The sequence below is a fragment of the Embleya sp. NPDC020630 genome (assembly GCF_044334985.1).
Lineage (GTDB): Bacteria > Actinomycetota > Actinomycetes > Streptomycetales > Streptomycetaceae > Embleya.
Map to the genome: position 1 here is coordinate 146,541 of NZ_JBIRUB010000012.1, position 26,356 is coordinate 172,896.

Annotated in this window: 26 protein-coding genes; 12 read left to right on the top strand and 14 right to left on the bottom strand. The window is 72.1% G+C overall.

Translation table 11 applies throughout. The annotated features are described in order from the left end of the window. Positions 1–48: 48 nt before the first annotated feature. Entirely contained in the window at positions 49–867 is an 819-nt protein-coding gene (locus ACH4XV_RS33150) for a class I SAM-dependent methyltransferase (protein WP_395796019.1), read from the bottom strand. Between the two features lie 328 nt (positions 868–1,195). Between ACH4XV_RS33150 and ACH4XV_RS33155 the strand changes: the two genes are divergently transcribed. The 3 genes from ACH4XV_RS33155 (at position 1,196) to ACH4XV_RS33165 (ending at position 4,242) form a co-directional block, all read left to right on the top strand. Then, on the top strand, positions 1,196–2,908 hold the full coding sequence (locus ACH4XV_RS33155) for a SpoIIE family protein phosphatase (RefSeq protein ID WP_395796106.1): 1,713 nt from the start codon (positions 1,196–1,198) through the stop codon (positions 2,906–2,908). A 165-nt stretch (positions 2,909–3,073) separates the two neighbouring features. Next, complete coding sequence (locus ACH4XV_RS33160) at positions 3,074–3,397, top strand: hypothetical protein (RefSeq protein ID WP_395796020.1); 324 nt, start codon at positions 3,074–3,076, stop codon at positions 3,395–3,397. A 233-nt stretch (positions 3,398–3,630) separates the two neighbouring features. Further along, positions 3,631–4,242, top strand: coding sequence for a hypothetical protein (locus ACH4XV_RS33165; protein ID WP_395796021.1), 612 nt, complete (start codon positions 3,631–3,633; stop codon positions 4,240–4,242). Positions 4,243–4,248: 6 nt separating this feature from the next. Here the strand turns inward: ACH4XV_RS33165 and ACH4XV_RS33170 are convergent, their stop codons facing one another. Further along, on the bottom strand, positions 4,249–5,337 hold the full coding sequence (locus ACH4XV_RS33170) for a M4 family metallopeptidase (protein ID WP_395796022.1): 1,089 nt from the start codon (positions 5,335–5,337) through the stop codon (positions 4,249–4,251). Positions 5,338–5,539: 202 nt separating this feature from the next. Between ACH4XV_RS33170 and ACH4XV_RS33175 the strand changes: the two genes are divergently transcribed. Continuing rightward, positions 5,540–6,028, top strand: coding sequence for a hypothetical protein (locus tag ACH4XV_RS33175; RefSeq protein WP_395796023.1), 489 nt, complete (start codon positions 5,540–5,542; stop codon positions 6,026–6,028). Positions 6,029–6,159: 131 nt separating this feature from the next. On the opposite strand, the gene ACH4XV_RS33180 is transcribed toward ACH4XV_RS33175, so the two are convergent. Next, positions 6,160–7,656 carry an MFS transporter gene (locus tag ACH4XV_RS33180; protein WP_395796024.1) on the bottom strand — a complete coding sequence of 499 codons (1,497 nt, stop codon included), beginning with the start codon at positions 7,654–7,656 and terminating at the stop codon, positions 6,160–6,162. 100 nt (positions 7,657–7,756) lie between these two features. Here ACH4XV_RS33180 and ACH4XV_RS33185 point away from each other — a divergent pair, with 100 nt between their 5' ends. After that, positions 7,757–8,128, top strand: a complete 372-nt coding sequence (locus ACH4XV_RS33185) for a MarR family winged helix-turn-helix transcriptional regulator (protein WP_380009245.1) — start codon at positions 7,757–7,759, stop codon at positions 8,126–8,128. 187 nt (positions 8,129–8,315) lie between these two features. Further along, on the top strand, positions 8,316–8,963 hold the full coding sequence (locus tag ACH4XV_RS33190) for an FMN-dependent NADH-azoreductase (protein WP_395796025.1): 648 nt from the start codon (positions 8,316–8,318) through the stop codon (positions 8,961–8,963). An 8-nt stretch (positions 8,964–8,971) separates the two neighbouring features. On the opposite strand, the gene ACH4XV_RS33195 is transcribed toward ACH4XV_RS33190, so the two are convergent. The 4 genes from ACH4XV_RS33195 to ACH4XV_RS33210 form a co-directional block, all read right to left on the bottom strand. After that, complete coding sequence (locus ACH4XV_RS33195; RefSeq protein ID WP_395796026.1) at positions 8,972–9,958, bottom strand: L-tyrosine/L-tryptophan isonitrile synthase family protein; 987 nt, start codon at positions 9,956–9,958, stop codon at positions 8,972–8,974. A 16-nt stretch (positions 9,959–9,974) separates the two neighbouring features. Continuing rightward, positions 9,975–11,246: a cytochrome P450 gene (locus ACH4XV_RS33200; RefSeq protein ID WP_395796027.1), complete on the bottom strand. Its 1,272-nt coding sequence runs from the start codon at positions 11,244–11,246 to the stop codon at positions 9,975–9,977. 83 nt (positions 11,247–11,329) lie between these two features. Next, the gene (locus ACH4XV_RS33205; protein WP_395796028.1) at positions 11,330–11,764 is read right to left on the bottom strand and encodes an asparagine synthase-related protein; all 435 of its coding nucleotides are present in this window, start codon (positions 11,762–11,764) and stop codon (positions 11,330–11,332) included. Between the two features lie 172 nt (positions 11,765–11,936). Next, the gene (locus tag ACH4XV_RS33210; protein WP_395796029.1) at positions 11,937–13,355 is read right to left on the bottom strand and encodes an MFS transporter; all 1,419 of its coding nucleotides are present in this window, start codon (positions 13,353–13,355) and stop codon (positions 11,937–11,939) included. Between the two features lie 107 nt (positions 13,356–13,462). Here ACH4XV_RS33210 and ACH4XV_RS33215 point away from each other — a divergent pair, with 107 nt between their 5' ends. Then, complete coding sequence (locus ACH4XV_RS33215; RefSeq protein ID WP_395796030.1) at positions 13,463–14,065, top strand: helix-turn-helix domain-containing protein; 603 nt, start codon at positions 13,463–13,465, stop codon at positions 14,063–14,065. 133 nt (positions 14,066–14,198) lie between these two features. After that, complete coding sequence (locus ACH4XV_RS33220) at positions 14,199–15,188, top strand: hypothetical protein (RefSeq protein WP_395796031.1); 990 nt, start codon at positions 14,199–14,201, stop codon at positions 15,186–15,188. A 77-nt stretch (positions 15,189–15,265) separates the two neighbouring features. Here the strand turns inward: ACH4XV_RS33220 and ACH4XV_RS33225 are convergent, their stop codons facing one another. The 4 genes from ACH4XV_RS33225 to ACH4XV_RS33240 all read right to left on the bottom strand — a co-directional run bounded on the left by ACH4XV_RS33225 (position 15,266) and on the right by ACH4XV_RS33240 (position 19,050). Next, positions 15,266–15,679 (bottom strand): DUF3052 domain-containing protein, encoded by a 414-nt coding sequence (locus tag ACH4XV_RS33225; RefSeq protein ID WP_395796032.1) that lies wholly within the window; start codon positions 15,677–15,679, stop codon positions 15,266–15,268. A 121-nt stretch (positions 15,680–15,800) separates the two neighbouring features. Continuing rightward, the gene (locus tag ACH4XV_RS33230; protein ID WP_395796033.1) at positions 15,801–16,841 is read right to left on the bottom strand and encodes a TolB-like translocation protein; all 1,041 of its coding nucleotides are present in this window, start codon (positions 16,839–16,841) and stop codon (positions 15,801–15,803) included. Beyond that, positions 16,838–18,202: an MFS transporter gene (locus tag ACH4XV_RS33235; RefSeq protein ID WP_395796034.1), complete on the bottom strand. Its 1,365-nt coding sequence runs from the start codon at positions 18,200–18,202 to the stop codon at positions 16,838–16,840. Before ACH4XV_RS33235 ends, ACH4XV_RS33230 begins: the two co-directional genes overlap by 4 nt. 2 nt (positions 18,203–18,204) lie before the next feature. Then, positions 18,205–19,050: an alkaline phosphatase family protein gene (locus ACH4XV_RS33240; RefSeq protein ID WP_395796035.1), complete on the bottom strand. Its 846-nt coding sequence runs from the start codon at positions 19,048–19,050 to the stop codon at positions 18,205–18,207. Between the two features lie 722 nt (positions 19,051–19,772). Here ACH4XV_RS33240 and ACH4XV_RS33245 point away from each other — a divergent pair. The 3 genes from ACH4XV_RS33245 to ACH4XV_RS33255 all read left to right on the top strand — a co-directional run bounded on the left by ACH4XV_RS33245 (position 19,773) and on the right by ACH4XV_RS33255 (position 22,288). Beyond that, positions 19,773–20,534 (top strand): G1 family glutamic endopeptidase, encoded by a 762-nt coding sequence (locus ACH4XV_RS33245; RefSeq protein ID WP_395796036.1) that lies wholly within the window; start codon positions 19,773–19,775, stop codon positions 20,532–20,534. 238 nt (positions 20,535–20,772) lie between these two features. Beyond that, complete coding sequence (locus tag ACH4XV_RS33250; protein ID WP_395796037.1) at positions 20,773–21,606, top strand: hypothetical protein; 834 nt, start codon at positions 20,773–20,775, stop codon at positions 21,604–21,606. Further along, a complete protein-coding gene (locus tag ACH4XV_RS33255; RefSeq protein WP_395796038.1) occupies positions 21,599–22,288 on the top strand; it encodes a class F sortase in 690 nt (229 codons plus the stop codon). Before ACH4XV_RS33250 ends, ACH4XV_RS33255 begins: the two co-directional genes overlap by 8 nt. 65 nt (positions 22,289–22,353) lie before the next feature. On the opposite strand, the gene ACH4XV_RS33260 is transcribed toward ACH4XV_RS33255, so the two are convergent. From ACH4XV_RS33260 to ACH4XV_RS33270, 3 genes are all read right to left on the bottom strand, one after another. Beyond that, the gene (locus tag ACH4XV_RS33260) at positions 22,354–23,745 is read right to left on the bottom strand and encodes an NtaA/DmoA family FMN-dependent monooxygenase (protein ID WP_395796039.1); all 1,392 of its coding nucleotides are present in this window, start codon (positions 23,743–23,745) and stop codon (positions 22,354–22,356) included. 61 nt (positions 23,746–23,806) lie between these two features. After that, complete coding sequence (locus ACH4XV_RS33265; protein WP_395796040.1) at positions 23,807–25,039, bottom strand: LLM class flavin-dependent oxidoreductase; 1,233 nt, start codon at positions 25,037–25,039, stop codon at positions 23,807–23,809. Positions 25,040–25,303: 264 nt separating this feature from the next. Beyond that, positions 25,304–25,438, bottom strand: a complete 135-nt coding sequence (locus ACH4XV_RS33270) for a hypothetical protein (protein WP_268812566.1) — start codon at positions 25,436–25,438, stop codon at positions 25,304–25,306. Between the two features lie 194 nt (positions 25,439–25,632). Between ACH4XV_RS33270 and ACH4XV_RS33275 the strand changes: the two genes are divergently transcribed. Continuing rightward, positions 25,633–26,349: a GNAT family N-acetyltransferase gene (locus tag ACH4XV_RS33275; protein WP_395796041.1), complete on the top strand. Its 717-nt coding sequence runs from the start codon at positions 25,633–25,635 to the stop codon at positions 26,347–26,349. Positions 26,350–26,356: the final 7 nt, after the last annotated feature.

Consider the following 26,356-nt stretch of genomic DNA (forward strand, 5'->3'; position numbering starts at 1 on the left):
CGGCCGGAAATCGCCTGCGGGGAAAGGCGGTTCGCACAGGCCCTGGAGCTAGGCCGGTTTGCCGGCGCGCAGGGAGTACATCAGGGGCACCCTCGGCCGGTCCGCTGGGTAGCGGTAGATGCCGGACCGTTCCTCCAGGTCGGGGAAGCGAGCGAACAGGGTGTGGTCGTGTTCGTGCAGGAACTCCAGGCGCAGACCCGTCGTGGTCAGTGCGCTGACCACCTCGCCGATGCCGTGTTGCCACTCGACCGTGACGTTGGCGGTGGTCTCGGCGCTCATGTCGGCGTAGGTGCCCGGCTCTTCCCAGACGGTGCCGTCGCGCCGGAAGTAGTCCAGCTCGACCGTGCGGCCGTCCTCGGCCAGCACGTCGGCGAACGGGTGGAACTCGGCCAGGTAGAGGAAGCCGCCCGGGGCGACGAGCGCCGCCGCGGTGCGGGCCCAGCGCTCCAGGTCCGGCAGCCAGCACAGCGCGCCGAGCCCGGTGTAGACGATGTCGAAGGTGCGTCCGCCGAGCGCGGTCGGCGCGTCGTAGACGTCGGAGGTGACGAATCGGGCCGTGTCGGCGCCGATCCGCGCGGCGATGGCGCCGGCCGCGGCCACCGCCGGCGCGGAGAAGTCGAGCCCGGTGACGGTCGCCCCGCGCCGGGCCCACGACAGCGTGTCGAGCCCGAAATGGCATTGCAGGTGGAGCAGGCTCTTTCCGGCCACGTCCCCGACCTCGGCCGTCTCGAAGTCCCGCAGCGGGTCCTTGCCCGCGACGAACCCCTCCACGTCGTAGAACCGACTGGCCGTATGGATCGGGACCCGTTCGTCCCAGTTGGCCCGATTGACCGCCCGCCAGTCCTCGACCACCGAATGTTCGCCCATCCGGTCAAACTAACCGGCCCCCGCCAACCCCCTCAACCGATATACACCCGCCCGCCGCCGGCCCCCCACACGCCTCGCATCGCGAGCGGTTCGGGCGGGTAGGACAAGGGCGATCGCGCCGTCTCGCTCGGTTCCGTCGACCTCGATCGATTCGATGCAATCGCAACCCCGCGCCGGTACAGTCGCATCCCACATGTCGGCCCGCCGGCCCGCTCGAAGAGTGGGGGTCGGGACACGACGGGCGGCCGAGTCGCGTGCGACGGTCAGGTGCCGAGGGAAAGAGGTGCGGGTGAGCGGGAGAGTGGATGGCGGTCACGGCCGGAAGCACGTGCGGCGACGCGGAGCGGCGAAGGCACGGAGCCTCGCCTCCCGCACCCGCGCCACCCGCGATCAGCTCAGTTGGCTCAACGAGGCGGGCCTGCGCATCGGCACCACGCTCGACCTGAAGACCACCGCCCAGGAACTGGCCGACTTCACCGTCCCCCGTTTGGCCGACGCCGCCGCCGTCGATCTGCTCGAGTCCGTACTCCAGGGCGACGAGGGTCGACGCCCCAGCGGCCTCGGCAGACCGGCCCGGCGGGCGATGTCGGTGGCGCACATCGACCGACTCGCCGACCTGGAGCCGGACGAGATCGGCGAACTCTCCACCTCTCCCCCCGAGCGGGACTCGCGCTTCACCCGGGCGCTGGCCGACGGCCGGCCGTTACTGATCAGCACCTTCGGGCCGGAGGACTTCGACGAGATCGCGCCCACCCCCAGCGCCGCGGCCAAGCTTCGGCAGGCGGGCGTGCACAGCTACATGATGGTGCCGCTGATCGCGCGCGGCGTGCAGCTGGGTTCGGCCGACTTCATCCGCGCGGGCGACCGACCCGGCTTCTCCCAGGCGGACCTAGCGCTGGCGATGCAGCTCGCCTCCAAGGCCGCCATCGACATGGACAACGCCCGGCTGTACGACCGCGAACGCGAACACGTGGCCAGGCTCCAGCGCAACCTGCTCCCCCGCGTCACCCCCCGCACCCCGGGCCTCGGGGTGAACTCCCGCTACATCCCGACCGCCGACCCGCTCGGCGTCGGCGGCGACTGGTACGACGTGGCCCCGCTGCCGGGCGGCCGGACCGCCCTGGTGGTGGGCGACGTGATGAGCCACGGCATGGCGGCGGCGGCCACCACCGGCGTACTGCGCGCGGTCGCCCGCACGCTGATGGCGCTCGACCTGACCCCGGAACGTATGCTCGCCCGCCTCGACCTCGCCGCCCGCGACCTGGAGGACGACCAGGTCGCGACGTGTCTGTGCGCCGTCTACGACCCGGCCGAGGGCGCGTACACCCTGGTCAGCGCCGGGCATCCGCCACCGCTGCTGGTCGACGCCGACGGCAAGGCGTCGTTCGTGGACGTGCCGATCGGCGCGCCCATCGGCGCCGGCGTCATCCCGTACGACCCGCTGCGCCTGACCGTTCCGCCGGGCAGCCGACTCGTGCTCTACACCGACGGGCTGGTCAAGTCGCGGACCGAGGACATCGACGTACAGCTGGCCCGGCTGCGCAACCGGGCCGCCCGGCTCGGCCCCGACGAGTTGGACGCCGGTGTGCTCGGCGATCCGACGCCCGGCGCGGGGGCCCGCTTCGACGAGGCCGTGATGATGGTCGCGGCGACCCAACCGCCGCTCCTGGGCGGCGACTTGTTCGTCTGGGACCTGCCCCCGGACGGCTCGGCGGCGGGTCTGGCCCGCCGGTTGGTGCGCGGCCGACTCGACGAGTGGCAACTCGGCGACCTCTCCGACGTCACCGAACTCGTGGTCAGCGAACTCGTCGGCAACGCGCTGCGCTACGGCCACGCGCCGGGTCGGTTGCGGCTGCTCCGGCACGATCGTCTGGTGGTGGAGGTCTCCGACACCGGCCCGGACCTGCCGCAGATCCAGCACTCGTCGCTCAGCGACGAGGGCGGGCGCGGCCTGCAACTGATCAACATGTTGTGCCGGGGCTGGGGTTCCTGCCGCACCCCCACCGGCAAGATCGTCTGGGCCGAACAGGACATCCCCTAGCGGCCCATCAGTCCCTGTCGGAGCTGCCGCCATCGGCCCGGCGGCGACACGCATGTCTCGGTTGCGTTTCGGTGCGTACGCGCAACGCCGACATGCGGGATCGTACGAACAGGGCCGGCGCGCTGCGGGAGCGTTGGCCGTCGACGTGTGATCGGGGAAAATCGAATGACCGACGATTGGGACTGCGTCTGTCACGTGCGCCAGGGTTACGCGCGGGTGACCGCGCCCAGGGTGCTCGACGTCTCCGTCGCCCACCATCTGCGCAAGGACCTCGTGTCGCAGATCAACGCGCTGCCCGACCACGTGGTCGAGCTGGCGTTCGATCTGTCGGGCACCGAGGTCTTCGACGCGGCGGGTGCGGCGGCGATCGGCTCGGCGTGCCGACACGCCTTCCTCCTCGGCCTGCGCTCGCGCTGCCACACCGTGTCGCCGGAGCTGCGCGACGCGTTGGCCTGCGTGGAGGCCGATGTCGCCCTGGTCGACCGGTAGTTCGCCCGGACGACCCGAATCCGCCCCGGGACGCCTGCGGCACCCGGATGCCGCCGGCGTCCCGGGGGTATGCGGAAATCCTTGGGCCGCGCGGTGGCTCTCGGATAGAGTGCCGCCCGCCCGACGGCCACACGTTCCACGGAGGCGACTTGCACCAGGATCCGGGATACCCACCGCCCTACCCTCCCGCTCCGCCGCCGCACCCGACCCAGCCCAGGTGGGCGTGGTGGGTCGTGGGCATCGCCATCCCGTTGATCGGCATCCTCGTCACCGTCGCCGTCAGCCGATCCGGCTCCGACGGGGACTCCAAGGCGCCGTCCGCGAACACCGCCCCGGCACCGGAGCGGCAGAACACGCCGCCGGGCAACGGCACATCCGGGTCGGCGGCGTCGCCGAGCGGGCAGACCGGGCAGACGGGCCAGTCGCCGGCCGGCACCCCCGGCCCGGTGAACCGGGCGGCCAAGGTGCTGTTCGGCCCCGGCACGGTCACCGCCACGGCCTCGTCCCGCTATGTGGACCTGGACACCACCCCGCCGCTGGTCACCCCGTCGGGCAAGTCCGCCGACCTCGTCTTCGGCTTCCTCTTCGGCAAGCCCGACCTGGTCACCGAGGGATCCAGCCCCACCCTGGCCCCGCTCCCCGAGGGCAGCGTCGACCCGACGGCGGCCGACTGCGCCGAGGCGGTCCGCAAGCGCGGCTCCTACCTGGGCGGCGAACTGGCCCTGGGCTCCCGCTTCTGCGCCGTGACCGACGAGGGCCGCATCGCGTACTTCAAGCTGACCTCCGTACCCGCCGGCGAGACCCCGGTACGCATGGAGGTCACCGTCTGGGACCTCGCCGGCTGAGCCACCTCAGGGACAGGCCGGCTCGCCGGTTGTGGGGCGCACGCCGACCGCGTTCCACGCGGCCTGCGTTGCGCCGAAGAGGGTGCACGTGGGGTCCAATCGCAGGGCCGCGTTCAGGGTGAGCCGGCGCTCCTGCGCGTACTTCGTGTTGGACGTACGCCCGAGCAGGGCCTGGTACACGACCTGGCCGGCCAACCGGATACCGACCCCGGTGACCGTCGAGTTGTCGCAGGTCGGACTGGTCGGCTTGCCGCCGCCGGGGTTGCTGCCCTCGGCGAGCAGGTAGAACCAGTGGTTGAGCGGTCCGGCCGCCGCGTGCTCCTCCGTGTTCGGGATGGCGGAGCTGTAGCAGTTGGGGTCGCCGACCAGCGACGGGTTGTACATGTAGCGCAGTGGTCCGTTACCGGTCAGGTCGATCTTCTCGCCGATCACGTAGTCCGGCTCGTCGTACGGCAGCGGCTCGTTGGCGTACGCCTCGGCCAGGGTGCCCATGATGTCGGCGAAGCCCTCGGCCAGTCCCGGTTCCCGGAATGGCCAAGCGGGGGCGCTCTGGTCGACGGCGTGGCCGTACTCGCGCCCGACCAGGTCCATTTCGGTGACCCACGTGCCGCTCGGGGTGTGCCCGATGTCGATGGCGCCGGCGGTCGGGTTCCAGCGCAGGCCCACGTCGTTCAGGCCCACGCGCAGCGGCCACGCGCCGCCCTGGCCGTTCTGCCCGTTGCGGCCCAGCCAGGTGCGGAACATGTCGAACTGCCTCTGCGCCGCCCACAGAGCGTCCACGCAGGCGGTCTCCAGGTTGGTCGGATTACCGTTGCCCCAGTCGTCGACCGCCTTGGTGAAGGTGCCGCCGCCGTTGTACTTCGTACAGGCCAGGTTGGTCCGGATCGGGTCGCGCAGCGTGTACACGGAGCCGATGTGCGTGGTGTCGATGGCGAGCGGGTCGGGCCCGTTCCACGCGCCGTGTCCGGTCCCGGTCGACGACGCGCCGGCGACGGCGGGTCGGGGGCCGGCGGCGTGCGAGGTCTGCGCCGTGCCCAGCAGCAGGGCGATCAGCAGGGCCAGGCACGAGCCGAAGGTCGGCGTGCTGCGATGCATCCGAACTCCCCGGGCTGGAAGGCGGTTTCGTCACGCGGGCGAACGACACGCTCACACCCCGCCGGGGCGTGGTCAACGCCGGCGGCGGGCATCGGCACATTCCGGCGAGCGGCGGGCCGCGCGGTGCCGGTCGTCATGCGATTCGGACCTCCCTGCCGATTCGGCTTGTCGCCGACCGGTCACAGGGGGCAACGTGGGGTGTGTGGCGGTGTTCGGACGGGGCCGAAGGCGCGGGACCGCGGCCTATCCGCGGTCCGCGTACCTCCTGCGTGAGCAGCACGAACGGTTGCTCGACCTGATGCTCCTCGAGTTGGCCAACGTCCGGGAGCGACTCGCCCGGCAGCCGCGGGACGAGGCCGTCGAGCGGGGGCGCCGGGAACTCGTGGCGCAGGCCGCACACTTCGCCGGGCGCATCCCGCCGGGCTTCCCCGCCGTGTTCGCGAGATGGGTGACGATCCTGGAGGCCGCGCGGGAGTACGACGTCGCCGTCGCGCTGGACCTGGGCACGTCCGCGCTGCGTCAGGCCCGGGAGGACGCCGCCGCCAACGAGCGGGTGACCGCCGCGCATCTGGCCCTGGCCGACGCGCACGCACGGACCCTGTGCGCCGTCGGCGCCCCGCCCGCCGAGCAGGTCGCGCTCGCGAACCTGCGGCGCACGTGGTCCGGGCGGATCGAACCCGACGACGAGTAGCACCCGGACGGGACGAGCAGCGCCCCAACCACCGGAAAAGGCGGGTGCCGGCCCCGGATTCGTGTTTCGGAATCCGGGGCCGGCACCCGCCTCCCCGTGGCGGACGTCGAGCCGTCCGCGCGCCGTCCGGACTACCGGACGTTCGCGATGGAGTCGTCCTTGTCGATACCGCGACGCTTGGCGCCGAGCAGCGGGACCAGGTTGAGCAGGAGTCCGACCACGGCCACGGCGGTGACCAGGTTGGCGCCGGGGCGGTAGGAGCCGAAGTCGGCGTCGCCCGCCTTGGCACCGGTGGTCAGCGCGGTGACCACGGCGAGCACGAGCGCCGCGCCGACCTGGCCGGAGGTCTGCACCAAGCCGGAGGCGAGACCCTGTTCGGAGTCCTCGATGCCCTCGGTGGCCTGGGCCATGATCGCGCTGAACCCGAAGGCGAAGCCGCCGCCGAGGAGCAGCATGGTGGGCAGCACCGCGAACGCGTAGTTCGGCGTGGTGCCGGCGGTGGCGAGGAACCACACGTAGCCGAGGCTCATCGAGGCCATCGAGGCGATCAGCAGCGGCGCGGTGCCGTAGCGGTTGATCAGCTTGCCGGTGAACGGCGACCCGAAGGCCACGACCAGGCCGGCGGGCAGCAGCGCGAGCGCCATCCGCAGCGCGGACCAGCCCAGTCCGTCCTGGAGGTAGAGGGTCATCATGAACTGGAAGCTCATGTAGGAGCCCATCAGCGCGACCATGCTCAGGTTGGCTCGGACCACGGTGCCGACGCGCAGGATGCCGAACCGCACAAGCGGGTGCGCGATGCGCTTCTCGACCAGGACGAACGCGGTGAGCAGGGCGGCGGCCAGGACTATCGAGCCGAGGGTCAGCGGTGCGCCCCAGCCGCGGTCGGGGGCGGAGACGACGGTGTAGACGGCCAGCAGCATGCCGCCGCTGAGGGTGATCGCGCCGACCACGTCGTGGCCGCCGGAGTCGGCGGGCCGGTCGCGCGGGATCAGGAACCAGCCGCCGATCAGCGCCAGGATGGCGAGCGGCACAGGGATCAGGAAGGTCCAGCGCCAGCCGAACTCGGTGAGCAGGCCGCCGAGGATCAGGCCGGAGGAGTAGCCGCTCGCGCCGAAGACGGAGAAGACGGACAGCGCCCGGTTGCGGGCGGGGCCCTCGGGGAACGTCGTGGTGAGGATGGACAGGGCGGTGGGCGCGGTGAACGCGGCGGCCAGGCCCTTGATGAAGCGGGTGGCGATCAGCAGGCCGCCGCTGTCGACCATGCCGCCGAGCAGCGAGGCGCCGGCGAACACGGCGAGCGCGATCAGGAAGACCCGGCGGCGGCCGAGCAGGTCGGCGGTGCGACCGCCGAGCATCAGCAGCCCGCCGTAGCCGAGGATGTAGCCGTTGACGATCCATTGCAGGGAGGTCGCCGACAGACCGAGTTCGTGGCCGATCGACGGCAGCGCGACGCCGACCATCGAGACATCGAGGCCATCCAGGAAGAGCACGAGGCACAGCACGGCCAGGACGCCCCAAAGTCTGGGGGTCCAGTGCGAACCGGACGGTGTTTCGGCCGACGAGGAGGACGAGGGGACGGAGTGCTCGCGGGAGGACGGTCCCGCGTAGGTCTCGACTGTTGAAGCCATGGGCAAGAACGTACATGCACACGCATTGAATGTCTACGCATTAAATGTGAGTGCAATAAATTTGCTTGCATGTTACGACGGGCGGCGCTACCGTGACGCAATGAAGACGAAGGACCCGCTGATCGAGAGCTGGCGCGAGCTGTTGTCGCAGTACAGCCGGGTGGCGCATGAACTCGATCGCGCCCTTCAGGCCCGGCACGGCCTCACGATGAGTGACTACGAGGTCCTCGATCGCCTGGTCGACGCCGAGGGCTGCAAGTCCCGCATCCACGACCTCGTCGTCGATCTGCACCTGAGCCAGAGTGCCTCCTCGCGCGCCGTGGCCCGCCTCGAGAAGTGCGGCCTGGTCCAGCGCGCGATGTGCGAGAGCGACCGCCGGGGCGTCTTCGTCATCGCCACCGACAAGGGCCGCGCCCTCCACGAGCAGGCCCGGGTGACCCAACTCGCCGTGCTCGGCGAACACCTGGTCTGAACACCGGGTCCGCACGCCTTGTCCGCACGCCTGGTCCAAGGTCGCCGGGCACGCTTGCCTTCACGCCGGCGTCAATGTCTACGGTCGTCATCGCCGGCCGCCGCGGGGCCGATCCCGGAATCGGATCTTCCACGCGGCGGGGTCCGGCATCGTGCCGAACCGACACCGCGACGATTCGAGGCCGTGCGTGCCCTCCCTCCTGCATCTCGACGCGAGCATGCGTCGGACCGGATCCGTATCCCGGGACCTGTCCGCCCACTTCGCCGCCCGCTGGCGCGAACGCCACCCGAGCGGCGCGTACACCTACCGTGACCTGGCCGCCCAGCCGATCCCGCACCTGACCCACGCGGTCCGCGAAGCGCTCGTCGACCCGGGCGCCGAACACGGCGCGCCGGCGGACGAATGGGCGCTGACCACCGCGCTCAACGCCGAGTTGCGCGCGGCGAGCACGGTCGTGATGGGCGTGCCGATGTACAACTACTCGATCCCGTCCACGATCAAGACCTGGCTGGACCGGGTCGTCTCCCCGGCCACCATGGCGGTGCCCGGCGGCGAACCCGGGCCCCTGGCGGGCACCTCCGTGATCGTGATCAGCCCCCGGGGCGGTTCGTACGCCCCGGGCACGCCGCGTGCGGGCTGGGACCACCAGGAGCCCTACCTGCGCGCCGTCCTGGGGGCCATCGGCCTCACCGACGACCTGACCACCTTCGTACCCGCCGAGTTGACGCTCGCCGCCGTCGTGCCGCAGATGGCCGCTCTGAAGCCGCTCGCCGAGCAGTCCCTCGAACGGGCCTACCGAACCCTGGAAACACTGGCCGGCGAGCATGCGGGGTGACCCGTCGCTCAGTCGGCCGCCTGGTGGAAGTGGCTGGGGCGGCCGTCGTGGTGGACCAGGGTGCCCAGGCGGGCGGCCTCGGCGCGGTGCAGCAGGCGCGCGCGGCCGTCGGCGTGGCGCAGCACGGTGGCATGCCACGGGGTGGCCCAAACGTCGGGGGCGTCGAGCAGGCGGATCCCGAACTTGTCGGCGCCGCGCCGCTGCGGGTGGATGGACAGGCGTACCGCGCGCGGGTGGTGTTCGGCGATCAGGTCGCTCCAGGCCCGGCTGCGCTGCATGACGCCGTAGGCCCGGTCGCGGCAGTCGCGTTGCAGCGCGGACCGGGTGCCGGGGAAGTCGGCGGTGTCCTCGAACAGGAACCGGGTGATGCCCCGGTACAGCCGCAACGTGTCCTCGTCGGACCGGACTTGGGCGCGCAGTTCGGCCAGGCTCGGGGCGTGGCGCGCGTGCAGCCAGGCACGTTTGTCCGCGTGTGTGCGGGGGCCGGCCGGGCCGGTCGGGCCGTCGCCGAGCACGTCGCGCAGGTCGAACACGCTCAGCCGGTCCAGGGCGTTGTCGGCGATGACGGCGCGCAGTTCGTCGGTGTAGGCGTCGACGTGCGCGTCCGGGACGCGGACGAGGTCGGCGAAGACGTGGCCGTCGGAGCAGATCAACATCCGGGCGCCGGGCGAGTGAACGGCGGCCACCGACGCGCACAGCCCGTCCAGGAAGGCCAGGCTCAGCCGTTCGCCCTCGTCGGGCAGATGTCCCAGGACCTTGGCGGGGTTGGGCGATTTGCAGGGGAATCCCGGCAGCGCGAATACGACGGGTTCACCCCGGGCGACGAAGTCGGCCACTCGGTCGAGTTGTTCGGGGAAGTCGGCGACCGATTCGCGGCCCGGGTCGAGGTCGCGTTCGGCCGCGCGGCGGTGGGGAAGGAGCAGTTCCAAAATCGCGGCACTGATCGCGGCGGTCTGCGCGGGCCCCGGGCGGTCGAGGCGGTCGATGGCGGGCATGGCGGGCATGGTGTGGTCACGCCCGCTCGGTGTAGGTGACCGGCAGCGTGTCGACGCCGCGCGCGAGCACGGCCGGGATCCACGCGACGTCGTCGACCGTAGCGGCCGGAGCCAAGCCCGGCAGCCGGGCGAGGAGCGTGCCGAGCGCGACTTGGAGTTCAACCCGGGCCAGTGCGGCGGCCGGGCAGAAGTGGATGCCGTGGCCGAAGGCGAGGTGCGGGTTGGGGCTGCGGTCGAAGTCGAGGGTGTCCGGCTCGGGGAAACGTTTCGGGTCCCGGTTGGCCGCGCACAGCGAGACGATCACCGAGTCGCCGGCGGGTACGGCGGTGCCGTGCAGGTCGTCGTCCGCGGCGAGGAAGCGCCAGGTGGTGAGTTCGAACGCGCTGTCGTAGCGCAGCAGTTCCTCCACGGCGGCGGGCAGGAGGGCTGGGGCCTCGCGGAGTCGGTCCAGGTGTCCGGGGTGCCGCAGGAGGGTGACCAGGGCGGTGCTGATCTGGTTGGTCACGGGTTCCTGGCCGGCGACCAGGAGTTGGAAGATCATCGAGTCCAACTCGGCCCGGGTCAGCTCGCCGGCGGTGTGCGCGGCGACCAATCGGCCGAGCAGGCCGTCGTCGTCCGGGTCGGCCCGGCGGTCGGCGACCAGGTCGGCGATATAGCCCTGGAGTTCGCGCAGCAGCGCCTCGTACCCGGCCCGGCGCGGGTCCCTCGGACCGACGGGCTGCACGACCTTGCACCACTCGCGCCGGAACCGGGCCGCGAACTCCGCCGGCAGGCCGATGACTTCGGCGAGGACCCGGAACGGGAAGCGGGTCGCGAAGCAGGCCATGACGTCCGCTCCGCCGCCGGCCGGCATGGCGTCGACGAGGTCGTCGGCGATCTTCTGGATCCGGGGTCGCAGCGCGTCGACCCGACGCGGTGCGAAGGCGTCGGTGACCAGGCGGCGCAAGGCGGTGTGCCTGGGCGGGTCCTGGTGGAGCAAATGCACCTGGAGTTCGGTGTGTTGCGGCTCGGGCATGATCGAGGCGAGGGCCCGCCAACGATCGTTGCCCAGGTCGTGGTTCTTGCCCAGCCTGGGATCGTTGAGGGTGGCGTGCGCCGCGTCGTATCCGGTGACCAGCCAGGCGCCCACCCCGCTGGGGAAGCGCACCCGATGGATCGGGCCGGCGTCGCGGAGCTTGGCGTAGAGGGGGTAGGGGTCGCGTTTGTACTCGCGCCCGTACAGCTCGACGGCGTGCGGGTCGTTCGTGGTGCGGTCGGGGCGGTTCGTACCGGGTTCGATCCGGGTCACGGGGTGCGTCTCCTGGCGGTGCGGTGCGGGCCGTGCGGGGGCGGTGGTTGGGCAGGCGGTGTGGGTCGGGTGTCGGTCGGGGCTCAGATGGTGATCTCCGGTCGGTACAGGTCCAGCCACTCCCGACCGTCGAAGGAGTGCGGCGACCACGGCACGTCGTAGGCGTACTCGACCACGCGGTGGTCGCAGTAGGGCACCCGCACCTTTCGCCCCTGGGCCATCCTCAACCGGTCCTTGCGGTGCAGGAGTTGGCGCAACAAGCGGGTCGGCGACAGGTGCCGCGGTTCGCGCAGCCGGTGCTCCTCGGCGCTCTCGTGCGCGGCGTGCGGAACGACCGCGAGCGCGGTGCGGTAGGTGTCCGCCCGGTATTCGCCGATCCGCAGTGTGCGCGCGACGTCGGGACGCAGCGGCATCGTGGCCTCGTCGCCGGTGACCAGGAGCCAGGGGATCGCCTCGACGACCGGGCGGCGCGGGCGCCCGTCGGGGTGGAGGCACACCCGGCCGGCGATTCCACACATGCGTGATCCGTCCTTCGGTCGAGGCGTCGGCTGCGGAGGGATCGGGGCGGGGTCCGAAGGCGCTGGTGGGGCGCCCCCGCCCGCGTCGTTCCACCGGAGCAGTCGCGCGCCCCACCGACAAAGTTCCCGAGCCGCGCGGGCGGTTCACGCGGTCCGGTTCACGCGGCCTGGTTCACGCCGTCGGGGCGGGGCGCGCGGCGGGGCGTCGGGCGAGCAGCGTGATGGCGAGCGCCGCGACGATCAGGGCTCCGGCCACGGCGAAGGTGGTCCGCGTGCCGGCCGCCACCGCGTCGGGGTGTGCCGCGGTCACGTCGTGGGCGCCCGAGGCGAGCGCGAAGACCGCGCCCATCACCGATGTGCCGGTGATCAGGCCGAGGTTGCGCGACAGGTTGAGCATGCCGGAGACCACACCGCGTCGATCGGGCCCGACATCGGCCATCACGGCGGTGTTGTTCGCGGTCTGGAACACCGCGTATCCGGCGGTCGTCACCACGATCGGGACCAGGTAGCCGGCCAGTCCGAGGTGTCCCGAGGTCAGCGCCAGGGCGAACGCGCCGACGGATATCGCGATCAGCCCGACGACGGTCATCCGCCGTGCGCCGAAGCGGTCCGCGATCCGGCCGGCCGGTATCCCGGTGAGCGCGGCGACGACCGGGCCGACCGACATGACGAGTCCGACGAGCGCGTCACCGAGGCCCAGCGCCCGCGCGAGGTAAAACGGGCCCACCACGAGCGTGGCCATCATCACCGTCGACACCAGCGCACTCGTGGCCAGACTCGCGCTCAACGCCGGCTCGCGGAACATCGCCAACCGGATCAGCGGCGACCCCGCCCGCGCCTCGGTCCGTACGAACAACACGACGCCGAGCCCGGCCGCCACGAGCAGCGCCGCGTTCAGCGCGCCGAACCCGCCGCGCCCGACGGTCACCGCGAGGGCGTACGCGCCGAGCGTCCCGGCCAGCAGCAGCGTGCCCACGTGGTCGAAGCGGGGTCGGTCGGCCCCGGGCTCGCGGCGGTCGCTCGGCAGGTGTCGGTGTGCGAGGAGCAGGGCCAGGATCCCCAACGGCACGTTGACCAGGAAGATCGCCCGCCACCCCGGCCCGGCGATCAGCGCGCCGCCGAGCGACGGACCGAGCGCGGTCCCGATCGCGGACATCGTGCCGAGCAGGCCCATCGCGCTCCCGGTCCGCTCCTTGGGCACCGTTTCGCCGACGAACGCCATGGTGAGCGCCATCATCACGGCCGCCCCCAGTCCCTGCGCGGCGCGTGCGGCGATCAGCGTCTCCAGGGTCGGTGCCAGGCCGCACAACACCGAGCCCCCGGTGAACACACCGATCCCGACCAGGAGCAACCGGCGGCGCCCGATCAGGTCGCCGAGCCGGCCGGCGCCGACGATCACGGTGGTGATGGCGAGGAGATAGGCCAGCACGATCCACTGAACGCGGGCGAAGGAGGCGGAGAACGTATCGGCCAGGGTCGGCAACGCGACGTTGGCGACGCTCGTGCCCAGCGAGGACGACAACATGGACAGGCACAGCCCGGCGAGCGCCCACCGCTCCGAGCCCGAGGCCGGCCGTACATCGTGTGTCACCGGCGCATCCCGCGAAATCTCTGAGGTCATGGCGAGGAGGCTGCACCGGCTCCCGCGACCCGGCAACTCGTGTTGCCAAGATGGGGACGGCGCGGTGGAATGCCCGCATGACGGACGACGCACTCCCCTACCGGACGGTCCTCGACGAGGTCGCGCCCCGCCTTCGGCGGCTGCGGGCCGAGCGTGGTCTCACCCTCGCCGCGCTGTCCGAGACGACCGGCATCTCCAAGAGCACGCTGTCCCGACTGGAGTCCGGGCGGCGCCGACCCACGCTGGAGTTGCTGCTGCCGCTGGCGGGCGTGTACCGGGTGCCGCTGGACGACCTGGTCGGCGCCCCGGAGGTGGGGGATCCCCGGATCCGGCTGAACCCGCATCCGCTGCCCAGCGGCGGTACGTTCATTCCCCTCACCCGAACCCCGGGCCCGCTCCAGGCGTTCAAGATGATCATTCCGTTCCGAGGTACCGAGCCCACCTTCCGTACCCACGAGGGCTACGAGTGGCTGTACGTGTTGGAGGGCCGGCTGCGGCTGATCCTCGGCGAGCACGATCTGGTCCTCGGCCCGGGCGAGGCCGCCGAGTTCGACACCCGGGTCCCGCACTGGTTCAGCAGCGCGGACGAACGGCCGGTCGAGGTGCTCAGCCTCTTCGGCCGCCAGGGCGAACGTATGCACGTACGCGCCAAACCCCGCGCCGCCGCCGACTCCGAGTAGCGGCGGCCACCGGTCGGCATGGCAAATGCGGGCAACGGTCGCCCCGAACCCTCGCCGGGCACCAGCGCGTCGCGGTAGATTCCGCGCAGTCACGCGGCCGTCGCCGCACGGTGCTCCCGGTGAGAGCAGGTGCATGCCGATTTCTCCGTCACTCCCCCACGCCGGTGCCGCGAAGTCGGCCGAACTCGACCGGGCGTTGCGCTCGGGCCCGTTCGAACTCGCGCTGCGGATCGCGATCCGCGAGAGCGGACTGAGCCTGGAGAGCATCCAGCGCCGACTCGCCCACCGGGGCGTCCAGGTGAGCGTGTCCAGCCTCAGCTACTGGCAGCGCGGGCGCAGTCGCCCCGAACGGGCCGATTCGCTGGCCGCCGTACGGGCGTTGGAGAACCTGCTGCACCTGCGCGCCGATGCGCTGATCGTGCTGCTCGGCCCGCGCCGGCCCCGAGGCCGCTGGGTCGACCACATCCCCGGATCGCTCGACGACACCGGCACGTTCGGGGATCCCGCGGTCGAGGGGGTACTGACCGACTTCGATCCGCGGACCAACGCCCGCCTGGAGTGCCTGCACAGCCGCATCGACGTGCACATCGGCCGGGCCCGCGAGGAGCAACGCATCGACGTCGTCCAGGTGTTGCGCGCTGTGGCCACCCGGGCGGACCGGCTGATCCTGCTCACCGAGGCGAAGCCGGAGATGTCCCTCGGGGCCGACCTGGGCCTGTCCCGGCTGGTCGGCTGCCGGCTCGGCCGCCGTCGGGTCGATCGTGAACACGGCTTCGCCGCCGTCGAGTTGCTCCTCGACGTACCGTTGCAGCAGGACGAGACGACGGTCGTGGAGTACAGCTACGCCTACGCGTCGTCCGTGGTCTCCACCGGCTACGCGCGGATGGTGCGCTTCCCCGGCCGGACCATGGTGTTGTGCGCGCGATTCGATCACCGCATGATGCCGGTGCGGTGTACGGCCGGGTGGCGGCCCCGGCACGACGCGCCCGCGCAGGATCACCGCGAGGTCCGGATCGCGGCGACGGGCCACGCCTGCACGGTCTTTCCCGAGGTGACCCCGGGCATCTACGGCCTGCACTGGGAGTGGGACGACGGGCCGGCGGACGGCGCGGTACCCGGCTGAGGCCGTCCGGCGCGCAGCCGAAGGGGTGTGGCGGTCGATCGTCCGCCACACCCCCGCCCGCGTCGGTACCCGGACGGCTACGTCCCGGCGACGGCCAGCCGGGTGGCCTCCCAGTCCGGGCCGACGTCGACGACCGGGGCGCGGCTCAGGCCGGTGTTGCGCGCGGCCTCCTCGACCGCGTCGGGATCGCCCGCGCCGTCCCGGCCGGCCCTGGGCGTGAGCAGCCAGACGGCGCCGTCCTCGGGGAGCAGGCCGACGACGTCGAGCAGTGTGTCGGCGAGGTCGCCGTCCTCGGCGCGGAACCAGAGCAGCACGGCGTCGGCGATGTCGTCGTAGTCCTCGTCGACGAGGTCGTGGCCGGTCAGCCACTCGATGCCCTCGCGGAGGTCGTGGTCGACGTCGTCGTCGTAGCCCAATTCCTGGACGATCTGGCCGGGTTCGAGGTCCAGCCGGACGGCGGGGTTGGTCTGCTCGTACTCGGTTGTGCTCATCGCTGCCTCCCGAATCACGACGCGCCTGTCACGTCACACAGTAGCCAAGCAGATACATACGGTGCCCGCGGTGATCCACGCGGGAGGTCGTCGCCGTCGCCGGTGCCGGCGCGCCTTCCGGTCACCCCACCAGGGCCGGGGCGAGCGCGCTCGCGGCGAGCATCCGGGGCGCGCCGGTGCCGTCGGCCGGGACGGTCCACAGGTCGGCGCCGTAGTCGCCGGGCAGGGCGTACAGCAGCGTGGCGGCGTCGGTCCACAACGCCTGGTCGTCGACGTTGCGTCGTTCGGCGGTGGCGGTCTCGGTCATCGTGCGCAGGTCGAGCACGTACAACCGCCAGGGTGCGTCGTCGGGCGCCTCGGGGGCGCGCTTCTTGTAGGCGATCCGGGTGCCGTCGGGCGACAGGGAGGGGCATTCGACGTTCTGGTGCAGCGTGGTGAGGGTGTGTGCGGCGACGTCGCCGGCGGCCAGCCAGGTGTGTCCTTCGGTGGCCACCGTCGCGTAGAACCGGTTGTCGTCGGCGAAGGTGACGCCCCAGACGTTGATGTCGGGCGCCCGGTAGGGACGACCGTTCCTGGTCACCGCGAAGCTTTCCAGGTTCTCCTGGACGGTCCAGGTGCGCGTGTCCACGATCGTGGTCCAGGTGGAGAAGTCGGCGCCCGCGTAACTGTCCCCGCTGACGAACACCGTCCAGGCGACCATCCGGCCGGAGGGCGAGACCCGGGCCCGAGTCGGGATTCCGGCGGCCGGGAAGCCGCGCGTCTCGTGCAGGTCGGCGTCCAGGATCACCGCCCGGTAGGTGTCCACGAGCGGCCCGTGCTCGGCCCGCAGGCAGATCCCGGTGCCCGAAGCGGCGTGGAAACGCAGGCACTTGAGGCCGGACACGGTGCGCGGCCCGTCCGGCCGATCGGCGGGTACGCCCGCGATCTCGTCCCGGTGCGGCCCCCAGGCCATGCTGCGGAAGAGCAACCGCGGCCCGCCCGCCGCCGGGCCCAGCGCGACCGGACCCGGGTGTACCGCCGGCCCGCCCGGCTGTTCCCGATCGCGCCGACCCGCACGTTCGGCGGCGTCCAGGACCGCCCACGTGCCGGCCGCGGCCAACACCACGAAGGCGACGAGCAGGACGACCAGGCGGCGGGCGGCGGTCGTTCGGTCGACGGTCATCCGGGCTCCTCGTCGGTCGGGCGGGTACGAGATGCGGCGACGGGCGGGCAAGTCCCCCGCACGTCCGCCGGTTCGGCCGCCCGCAGCACGTGGCGCGCGACGACCAGGGCCACCACCAGCGCCGCCGCCGTCACGGACAACGCGGCCCGATCACCCCAGCGGGTCCACAGCGCGCCCAGGGCCGGCGAGCATACGAAGCGCCCGATCGCCTGCCCGGTACCGACAAGGGCCAGGCTCGCACCGCAACTCCCCGGCGGCGCCGCACTCGCGGCGGCGGCCGGCAACACCCCGTCGGTGGCCGCGTAGTACAGCCCGTGCAGCGCGAGCACCACGACCGGCGCCGCACCGGCGAACCACCCGCCGTCCGCCCCGGAACGCAGCAGCACCACGTACACCCCGAGCAGCGCCAGGTGTCCGAGCAGGAACATCCGCCGCCGGCCGATACGATCGGCGACCGCTCCCAACGGAGCGGCCAGGAGCAGGAACACGGCGGCGGTGCCGATGGGCAACAGCGGGAACCACTCGGCGGACAGCCGATACCGGTGCTGCAGCAGCAGATATACGAACGAGTCGCTGACGGTGGCCAGTCCGAGCAGCGTGGCGCACAGGGTGAGCCGACGCAGCCGCGGCCGGCCCAGCAGCGCCCGCACCCCGTCCCGACCGGAAGGCTCCTGCGGGGGGCCTGTTCCGACCACACTTGTACCCACGCCCGTGGAAGCCGGCCGAGGATCGCGCGGTACGAACAACACGAGCACCAGTACGCCGAAGGCCGCCACGCACGAACTCACCACGAACACCGCGTGATACCCGTCGACGGCGACGCGCAGGATCAGGTACGCCAGCACCGGACCGGCGAGCGCGCCGACGGTGTCCATCGCCCGATGCACCCCGAACGCGCGTCCCCGCCGCTCGGGCGGGGTGGCCGCCGAGATCAGCGCGTCGCGCGGCGCGGTGCGCAGCCCCTTGCCGGTGCGGTCCACCGCCAGTACCGCGCCGAGCAGGGTCAGCGTGTGCACACACGCGAGCACCGGTTTGCACAGCGCCGACAGGGCGTAGCCGAGCACCGCCACCACCTTGTGCCGGCCGCCGCGCCGGTCGCCGAGAAACCCGCCGAGCAGCCGCATCAGCGCCGCCGAGCCGTTGTAGACCGCGTCCAGGACGCCGAAGCCGAGCGGCGACAGGCCCACCGTGGTGACGAGGTAGAGCGGCAGCACCGCGGTGACCATCTCCGAGGAGACGTCGGTGAGGAGACTGACGATCCCCAGGACGAGCACGGTGCCGGCGACGCCCGGGAGCCGCCCCGGTCGGCGGACCGGGGCGGCGTCGGACGCCGGGGAGCGACGGCGGTCCGCGAGGTACACGATCAGTTCCAGATGCCGCTGATGTACTGGGCGGAGGCGGACTTGCCCGCGTGCGCGCCCGTACCGGCCAGGTCCTCGATCGTGTGCAGGACGTCGTAGTGGTTGTAGGAGGTGGAGGTGGAGCTGCCGGCCTTGACGGGTTGGCCGTAGAGCACGGTCGGGATGTGGTTGCCGCTGTGCTTGTCGTCCTCGTCGTAGGTGACCACCAGCACGCTGTTGTGCGTCCTGGCCCAATCGGCGTAGCCGCCCAGGTTCTTCTTCAGCCAGCTGTCGCCGGTGGACACCCCGCAGTCGTGCATGTCGCTGCACAGGTTCGGGATCACGAAGGAGACGCTCGGCAGTTTGGCGTAGTCGCCGGGGAACTGGCCGAAGGTGTGCGCACTGGATGTGGGCACGTTGTCGAAGCCGAACCACGGCACGTGCTTGCGGGCGTACTTGCCGCTGCTGCACGTGGTCGAGCCCTCGCTGGGCAATGATTCGCTGTAGCTGCCCCAGGTCCTGCCGGCGGCGATCACCTCGGAGGCCAGGTTGGCCGCGTGCGAGAAGCCGACCTGGTAGCAGGAGTCACCGGTGATTCCCTGGGTGCTGCCGGAGAAGACGGCGAAGTAGTTCGGCTGGCTGGGGTGCGTGATCCCGTACGACGCCTTGAGCAGGGCGCCGCCGGTGGCCAACGAGTTGATGAACGGGGCACTGCCGCTGCCGATGATCTGCCCGTAGGCGTGGTTCTCCATCATCACCACGACGATGTGGTCCGGTGCCGGGGTGGTCGCGGCCGAGGCGGGGCCGGCCCCGGACAGGGTGGCCAGCGCGAGGCCGCCGGCGGCGGTGGCGGCGAGCGGGAGGGACACGCGGGAGCGGAACCGGGAGCGGGGGCGGGGCGTCCGGTCGCGGGAGCCGGACCGGTCTCGGGAGCGGGTACGGGAACGAGCCTCGGCGAATGCGAAAGGCATGCCTGTCTCCGATGAGTGAGTGGGGGAACCCGCCCGGCTCGCGACACGGGGTCGGCCGGCCGGGGCGTGGTGCCGACGAAGGTCCCGCACCGGCGGAGCACACGTCAACGCGTCGTCGGGGGCCGAACGGCTTTCTGTCGACGGCCCGGCAAATCTGTGGACGGCGCGGGGGCGGGGAGCCGGGGACGCGGGGTCGTCGGGGCTCGTCGGGAGCCGGTCGGGAACTCGTTCAAGCTCTCCCCGCGCGTCCGCCGATCGCTCGTCGGGCGGGGTCAATTCCCTGGATTCGCCAGTAAACGGGCGCCGCGGGCCGATCGCCGGTCCGTCCACTGGCGAATCCACGGAATTGGCCGCCGGGTTCGGCCGGCCGAGGTGCGTCGGCGCAGGTCGGCGCGGGTGTCGCGGGTGTTCGCCGTTGCCGGTCGAGGGCCGTCGTCGCCAGTGGACGGCGGGGCCTCGTAGGGCCGTTGACCGGCCCCGCCGGAACGCGCCAACCTCTGGATCGCCACGGCGGCCCGCTCGTCCATCCGGGTCCCCGGGCACCGCCCCCGTCGGTCCGGCTCGCCTCGACGGGACCTTCGGGGGCGTCCACCCTCCCCCATCACTCCTCGGGAGTCATCGTGATCCCACGTGCCCGAACGCCCTTTCGGTCCTACGGCGGCTGCGTCGCGCTGCTGCTGTGTGCGCCGTTGATCGGCGCGGCACCCGCCGCGGCCGCCGCGTCGTCGGCCGCCGACACCCCGACCGGGGCCCGCTCGGCCGCCGGCGGCACCTCCGGCAACTGGTCCGGCTACGCCGCCTCCGGATCCACCTACCACTCGGTCTCCGCCTCGTGGGTCCAGCCGTCGATCACCTGTGCCCATACCGGGGCGGTGTCGATCTGGGTCGGCCTGGACGGCAGGGGCAGCAAAACCGTCGAGCAGACCGGCACCCAGGCCGAGTGCAACCGGGTCGGCGGCACGCCGCGCTACTTCGCCTGGTGGGAGAACTACCCGGACCCGGAGTCGGTGTTCCGCGACCCGGTCCGGCCGGGCGACACCATGACCGCCTCGGTGGTGTACGACCCGGGTTCGGACAACTACACCACCAAGCTGACCAATTCGACGCTCGGCTGGACCGAGACCAAGACGCTCGCGCGCTACAGCGGCGCCACCAACGGCAGCGCGGAGGTGATCGCGGAGGCGCCGAGCCGCAACGGCGCGCGCACCCCGCTGGCCGACTTCGGCAGTGTCACCTTCACCGGCGCCACGATCGACGGCCGCACCCTCGCCGCCGCCTCGGCCGCTCCGATCACCATGGTGCAAAAGGGCGTCACGGACGCGACTCCCGGCCCGTTGTCGGCCTCCGGCAACTCGTTCACCGATACCTGGAAGCACTACTGACGGCAGTCCGGCGGGAGTCGGCGGATCGTCGGCCCGGGCGCCGGCGGGTCGTCGGCTCCGGGTGGTCGGCGGCAGCCGTGACGGAGGTGCCGCCGACCACCGACACGATCGCCCATATGTGTCAAAAAAGCTACAAAGAGTGATATTCGCATAAAGCGAGGCAATTCTCCGATGCGCCGGCCGCGTTCCCCATCGGATCACCGATCACGCGCCGGCCGCGAAGGAGAGAACAACGCTGATGCGTACCACTCGTGTCCTTAGCAGCACGGTAGCCGCCGGCCTGTTGGCCGTAGCCCTGGGCGGCACGGCCGCCGCGGCCGAAGGTCTCGGCCCGCAGAGCAAGACCCTCAAGGCGCCGGCGACCGGCACCAGTGTTGGGTCCGACGAGGACCAGGCGGCGCGGACCGCCGACGGCACGGACCGCTGCCCCCGGCCCACGCACGACTGCCCGAGCGGGAAGCCGGAGCACAAGCCGGCCGGCAAGCCCGCCGAGAAGCCCGACCACAAGCCGTCCGAGAAGCCCGCCGACAAGCCCGACCACAAGCCGTCCGGGAAGCCGGACGACAAGCCCGACCACAAGCCGACCGGGAAGCCCGCCGACAAGCCCGACCACAAGCCGACCGGGAAGCCGACCGGCAAGCCGGACCACAAGCCGAGCCACGGGCCGATCGTGATCAACAACGTCACGAGCACCACCGTGAACACGTCGCACGTGACGGTCAATGAAACGACCAACAACACGGTGAACATCAACAACAACCACACGACGAACATCGTGCACAACCACAAGCCCGCGCAGCCGAAGCCCGAACACCACAAGCACGAGCAGCCGAAGCACGAGCAGCCCAAGCACGTGCACCACAAGAACGACAAGCCCAAGCCGCACCCCCTGGCCAAGCCGGCGGCCCAGCACGGCACGCAGACGAAGACCATGCCGGTCGGCGCCGTTGCCGGTGGCTCGGGCGGGACCACCGAGTCCGACACCGGTCTGCTCGCCCTGGGCGGCGCGCTGGCCGTCGCGGGTGCGGGCGCCGGTGCGTTCGCGCTGCGTCGGGGCAGCCTGCGTGGCTGACACGTCCTTCGTTCGTCGCGCCGGCCGCCGCCTCCTGCTGGTGGTGGCCGTCGCGGCGGTGGTGTGCGGTGTCGTGCTCGGCGTGATCGGCTACCAGAACCGTCGCCCGCCCGCGACGGCCACGGCCGCGCCGAAGTCCGTTGCCACGGCGGCCCCTTCCCCGGCCGCCGGCGCACCCGCCGGCCCCGCGGCGGCGCCGGCACCGCCGGAGGGCCCGATCCTGGCCCGTTCCGAGCCGGTCACGATCGACATCGCGGAGATCGGTGTGCACGCCCCCTTGACCTCGGTCGACCTCGACGCCGACGGTGCCGTGCAGGTGCCGCCCCCCGACGACGAGCGCCACGCCGGCTGGTACGACCAGGGACCCACCCCCGGCGAACTCGGCCCGGCCGTACTGGTCGGCCACCTCGACTCGGCCACCGGCCCCGCCGTCTTCTACGAGGTCGGCAACCTGCGTCCGGGTGCCACCGTCGAGATCCGCCGGGCCGACCAGAGCACGGCGATCTTCACCGTCGACGCGGTGGAGCGCTTCACCAAGACCGACTTCCCCACCCAGCGGGTCTACGGCGACCTGAACCGCGCCGAGTTGCGGGTCATCACCTGCGGCGGCGAGTACGACCCCGACAAGGGCGGCTACCAGGACAACACCATCCTGTTCGCGCACCTGACGGGCTCGCGCTGAACCCCCCTCGCGCGTGCCCATGCCCGGTCGTCGTCCGCGACGACCGGGCATGGGCACGTCGTGGCTCAGGCCACCCGGGTCGCGTCCGGTCGTGCGTCGGCGAGCGCGTCCGGTTGGGCGTCCGGGTACGGCAGGCCGAGATTGTCGCGCAGCGTCGCACCGGTGTAGTCGGTACGCAGCGAACCACGTTCCTGGAGCAGCGGCACGACCTTGTCGACGAACTCGTCGAGGCCGGTGGGGGTCAGGTGTGAGCCGAGGATGAACCCGTCGGAGCCGTCCTGCTGGACGAACGTGTCGATCCGGTCGGCGACCTGCTCGGGTGTGCCGACGAACTCGGTGCGGCCGAAGACGTGGATCGCCAGGTCGCGCAGCGAGTACGAGTTGTCCTCCGCCAGTCGACGCCATTCGGCCACCCGGCGGTGCGCGTCCTCGGCGATCCGGGCCCGACCGCGGACCACCGGCGGGCCCTCGGGGTCGGGATCGACGTCCGGCAGCGGCCCGTCGGGGTCGTAGCCGGACAGGTCGCGGTTCCAGACCGTCTCCAGGAGGATCTGCGCGGTACGTCCGCCGATCTGCCGCCGGGTGATGTCGCGGTGGCGTTCGATCGCGTCGGCCTCGCTCTCCCCCAGTACGAAGGACGCGTGCGGCAGCAGTTTGACCGCGTCGGCGGGCCGGCCGAGTCGGACGGCCCGGGCCCGGATGTCCCGGTAGAACTCCTGGGCCTCGTCGAGGCGGTGGTACGGGGAGAAGATCGCGTCGGCCCCGCCGGCCGCGAAGTCGCGACCCTGCGGGGAGACGCCGGCCTGGAGGATCACCGGCCTGCCCTGCGGGCTGCGCGGCGTGGTGAACCGGCCGGAGATGTCGAACTGCTCGCCGGTGAAAGCGAATTCGCCGGCCTTGGCGTCGCGCAGGAACACCCCCGCCTCCCGGTCGGCGGCCACCGCGTCCGCCGCCCACGAGTCCCACAGTTCGCGGGCCGCGGCCAGGAACTCGCCGGCCCGGGTGTAGCGGTCGTCCCGGTGCAGGAAGCCGCCGCGGCGGAAGTTGGCGCCGGTGAAGGCGTCGAACGAGGTGACCACGTTCCACCCGGCCCGGCCGCCGGACAGGTGGTCGAGCGAACTCAACTGGCGTGCCAGCTCGTAGGGTTCGTTGAAGGTCGCGTTGATCGTGCCGATCAGGCCCAGGTGTTCGGTGACGGCGGCGAGCGCGGCCAGCACCGGCAGGGTGTCCGGGCGGCCGACGATGTCCTGGTCGAAGATCAGGCCGAGGCGTTCGCGCAGCGCCAGGCCCTCGGCGAGGAAGAAGAAGTCGAACCGGCCGCGCTCGGCGGTCTGCGCCAGGTGCCGGAAGGAGGCGAAGTCGATCTGGCTGCCGGCGTCGGGGTCGGACCACAGGGTGTGGTGGTTCACCCCGCCCAGGTAGGCGCCGAGGATGATCTGCTTGTGCGGCTTGCTCATCGGGATGGGTTCCTTCGTACGGGTGGCGGGGCGGGCGACGAGGCGGATGGATGCGGCGGAGTCACGACGCGGCGGCGGCCGGCGCGGGCGCGGCGTAGCGGTTCGCGGGACGCGGCAGGCCGAGGCGGGAGCGCAGGGGGCCCGCGTCGTAGGAGGTACGGAAGACGCCGCGGCGCTGTAGTTCGGGCACCAATTCCCGGGTGATCGCGCGCAGATCGTGGGGCAGCGCGGCCGGCCGCAGGCGGTATCCGGTCAGCCCGGCGCGCTGCCAGTCCTGGAGCAGGTCGGCCAACTCGGCGGCGGTGCCGGTGAATACGAACGCGTCGCTCTGGTACTCCGCGCCGTCGAGGTCGTCGAGTCGTGCCTTGCGCTCGCGCGCCGCCGCGGTGCTCTCGTCGAGGACGACGACCACATCGCCGAAGACGTGTACGGTCTCCGACTCCCGTCCCGCGACCCGCTGTTCGGCTCGGATCTCGGTGACGATGGCCCGCGCGTGGTCGTGGTCGCGCGGGGTCACGTACACGACGTCGGCCGAGTCGGCGCCGAGCCGGTAGGGCACCGTGTCGTGGGCCAGCACGGTGACCAGCGGCTGCCCCTGCGGCGGGCGCGGCACGATCGACGGGCCGCGGACCCGGAACCTCGGCCCGACGAAGTCGATGTAGTGCAGCTTGTCACGGTCGATGAAGCGGCCGGTCGCCGCGTCGCGGATCTCCGCGTCGTCCTCCCAGCTGTCCCACAGTCGGCGCACCACCTCGACGAAGTCCCGCGCCTCGGCGAAGGTTTCCGCGACCGCGGCCACCGCCTCGGGCTGCCCGAGGTCGGCGAAGGTGAACGCCGGTTGTTCGCGCCGCCCGAAGTGGGCGTTGTCCACCGGCCGGGAGACCTGCGCCCGCCAGCCGGCCCGGCCCAGGCTCACGTAGTCGAGGGTGGCGATCGCCTTCGAGACGTGGAACGGCTCGGTGTGCGTGACGGTCGCCGTCGGGACCAGCCCGATGTGCCGGGTCGACGGCGCGACGCGGGCGGCGATCAACACGGCGTCCAGTCGGCCGCGCACCTGGTCGATCCGGTCGTCGATGCGGTCGTACGCGGTGGACTGGAGGCCGAGCGCGTCCTCGATGGTGACGAAGTCGAGCAGCCCGGCCTCCGCCTCCGCGACCAGGTCGGTCCAGTAGCGGGCGGTGAACAACTCGTCGGCGCGGGCGTCGGGTTCGCGCCAGGCGGCCGGATGCCAACCGGCGCCGTCGAGGGCCACGGCCAGGTGGAGGGGGGTTGCGGGGTTCGGTACGGATGACATGGGTTCGGTTCTCGCTTTCGACGGGCACGGCGGGTGACGGTGGCGAAGGTGGATCCCGGCCGGGAAGACGCGCGCCATGATTCGGCCCGGGCGCGCGGCGGCGCCGGACAGCCCGCTGGGGCATGCCGAAGTTGCCTGCTACAGGCGAGAGTTCATGCGCGGAATCGGCCGACCACGGGACCTGCCGCACGCGATGTCGCGCACGGAACGGGCGGTCTCGTGGAGCGGCCGGGTGGGCCCGGGTGGGTGGAGGGTGCTACCCGGTCAGTGACACAGGGAGCCGGCGGAACGGCGCAGATCGATGAACAGGCGCCGGGTCAACCGCGCTCGGGGCGACATCGCGCCGGCGGCGGTGCGGGGGTACGCGGCAGGCGTGGCGCGGCGATTCGCCGTACTCATCCACCCGCTCATGCGATCGTTCCCCCGATATCGGTCGACGTCGCGACGCTAACGCAGCCCGTCCGGTCTTGTCCATCGACCCGGTCGGGGCCGGCCCCGGGGGTCGTTTCGAACCGTGAACACCCTTTGACGGAGCGGGATCATGCTCGTAGCCTGCGGATCATGTCTCAGTCCCGATGGCCGGGCGGTGCCACGTGAGCGACCTGCGGGTGTTGGACAACGCGGTCTACACGTCCCTGACCGGACCGCATGCCGGCCTCGCCGAGAGCAAGGGTCGGGTGCGGCGTTATCCCGTCGACGTATCGCCGTTCGCGGCGCTGCCGGACGATCCGGGCGCGGCGGATTGGGCGGATCTGGCCGCACTGGCCGGTCCCGGCGTGGTCGTACCACTGGCCAATGGGGAGACCCTGCGGCCGCCCGAGGGCTGGGAGGTGGTGATGCGGGTGGCGGGCGTACAGCTTTTGGGCGACGTCGTGGTGGGCATCCCCGACGACTCGCTGGTCCGGCTCACCGCCGCCGATGTACCGGAGATGTTGGACCTGGTCGCCCGCACCGAGCCCGGGCCGTTCCTGCCCCGCACCATCGAGCTGGGCACCTATCTCGGCGTCCGCCACAACGGCGCGCTGATCGCGATGGCCGGGGAGCGCCTGCATCCGCCCGGCTGGACCGAACTCAGCGCGGTGTGTACCGATCCGGCGCACCGGGGGCGGGGATTGGCGACGCGGCTGGTCCTGGCGCTGGTCGCCGGGATACGCGGTCGGGGGGAGACGCCGTTCCTGCATGCCTCGGCGGGCAATGCCAATGCGATACGGCTGTACGAGTCGCTGGGTTTCCGGCTACGGCACACCCCGACGTTCCTGGGGGTACGGGTTCCGGCCGACGAGCCTGTTGCGGAAGTGAATGCGCGGTAGGTAGGCA

What these genes read in the sequence shown, in the direction of transcription:
- ACH4XV_RS33150 (WP_395796019.1), bottom strand. Translation starts at nt 867, where the DNA reads ATGGGCGAACATTCGGTGGTCGAGGACTGGCGGGCGGTCAATCGGGCC.
- ACH4XV_RS33160 (WP_395796020.1), top strand. Translation starts at nt 3,074, where the DNA reads ATGACCGACGATTGGGACTGCGTCTGTCACGTGCGCCAGGGTTACGCG.
- ACH4XV_RS33170 (WP_395796022.1), bottom strand. Translation starts at nt 5,337, where the DNA reads ATGCATCGCAGCACGCCGACCTTCGGCTCGTGCCTGGCCCTGCTGATC.
- ACH4XV_RS33180 (WP_395796024.1), bottom strand. Translation starts at nt 7,656, where the DNA reads ATGGCTTCAACAGTCGAGACCTACGCGGGACCGTCCTCCCGCGAGCAC.
- ACH4XV_RS33185 (WP_380009245.1), top strand. Translation starts at nt 7,757, where the DNA reads ATGAAGACGAAGGACCCGCTGATCGAGAGCTGGCGCGAGCTGTTGTCG.
- ACH4XV_RS33195 (WP_395796026.1), bottom strand. Translation starts at nt 9,958, where the DNA reads ATGCCCGCCATCGACCGCCTCGACCGCCCGGGGCCCGCGCAGACCGCC.
- ACH4XV_RS33205 (WP_395796028.1), bottom strand. Translation starts at nt 11,764, where the DNA reads ATGTGTGGAATCGCCGGCCGGGTGTGCCTCCACCCCGACGGGCGCCCG.
- ACH4XV_RS33215 (WP_395796030.1), top strand. Translation starts at nt 13,463, where the DNA reads ATGACGGACGACGCACTCCCCTACCGGACGGTCCTCGACGAGGTCGCG.
- ACH4XV_RS33220 (WP_395796031.1), top strand. Translation starts at nt 14,199, where the DNA reads ATGCCGATTTCTCCGTCACTCCCCCACGCCGGTGCCGCGAAGTCGGCC.
- ACH4XV_RS33225 (WP_395796032.1), bottom strand. Translation starts at nt 15,679, where the DNA reads ATGAGCACAACCGAGTACGAGCAGACCAACCCCGCCGTCCGGCTGGAC.
- ACH4XV_RS33230 (WP_395796033.1), bottom strand. Translation starts at nt 16,841, where the DNA reads ATGACCGTCGACCGAACGACCGCCGCCCGCCGCCTGGTCGTCCTGCTC.
- ACH4XV_RS33250 (WP_395796037.1), top strand. Translation starts at nt 20,773, where the DNA reads ATGCGTACCACTCGTGTCCTTAGCAGCACGGTAGCCGCCGGCCTGTTG.
- ACH4XV_RS33260 (WP_395796039.1), bottom strand. Translation starts at nt 23,745, where the DNA reads ATGAGCAAGCCGCACAAGCAGATCATCCTCGGCGCCTACCTGGGCGGG.
- ACH4XV_RS33265 (WP_395796040.1), bottom strand. Translation starts at nt 25,039, where the DNA reads ATGTCATCCGTACCGAACCCCGCAACCCCCCTCCACCTGGCCGTGGCC.
- ACH4XV_RS33270 (WP_268812566.1), bottom strand. Translation starts at nt 25,438, where the DNA reads ATGAGTACGGCGAATCGCCGCGCCACGCCTGCCGCGTACCCCCGCACC.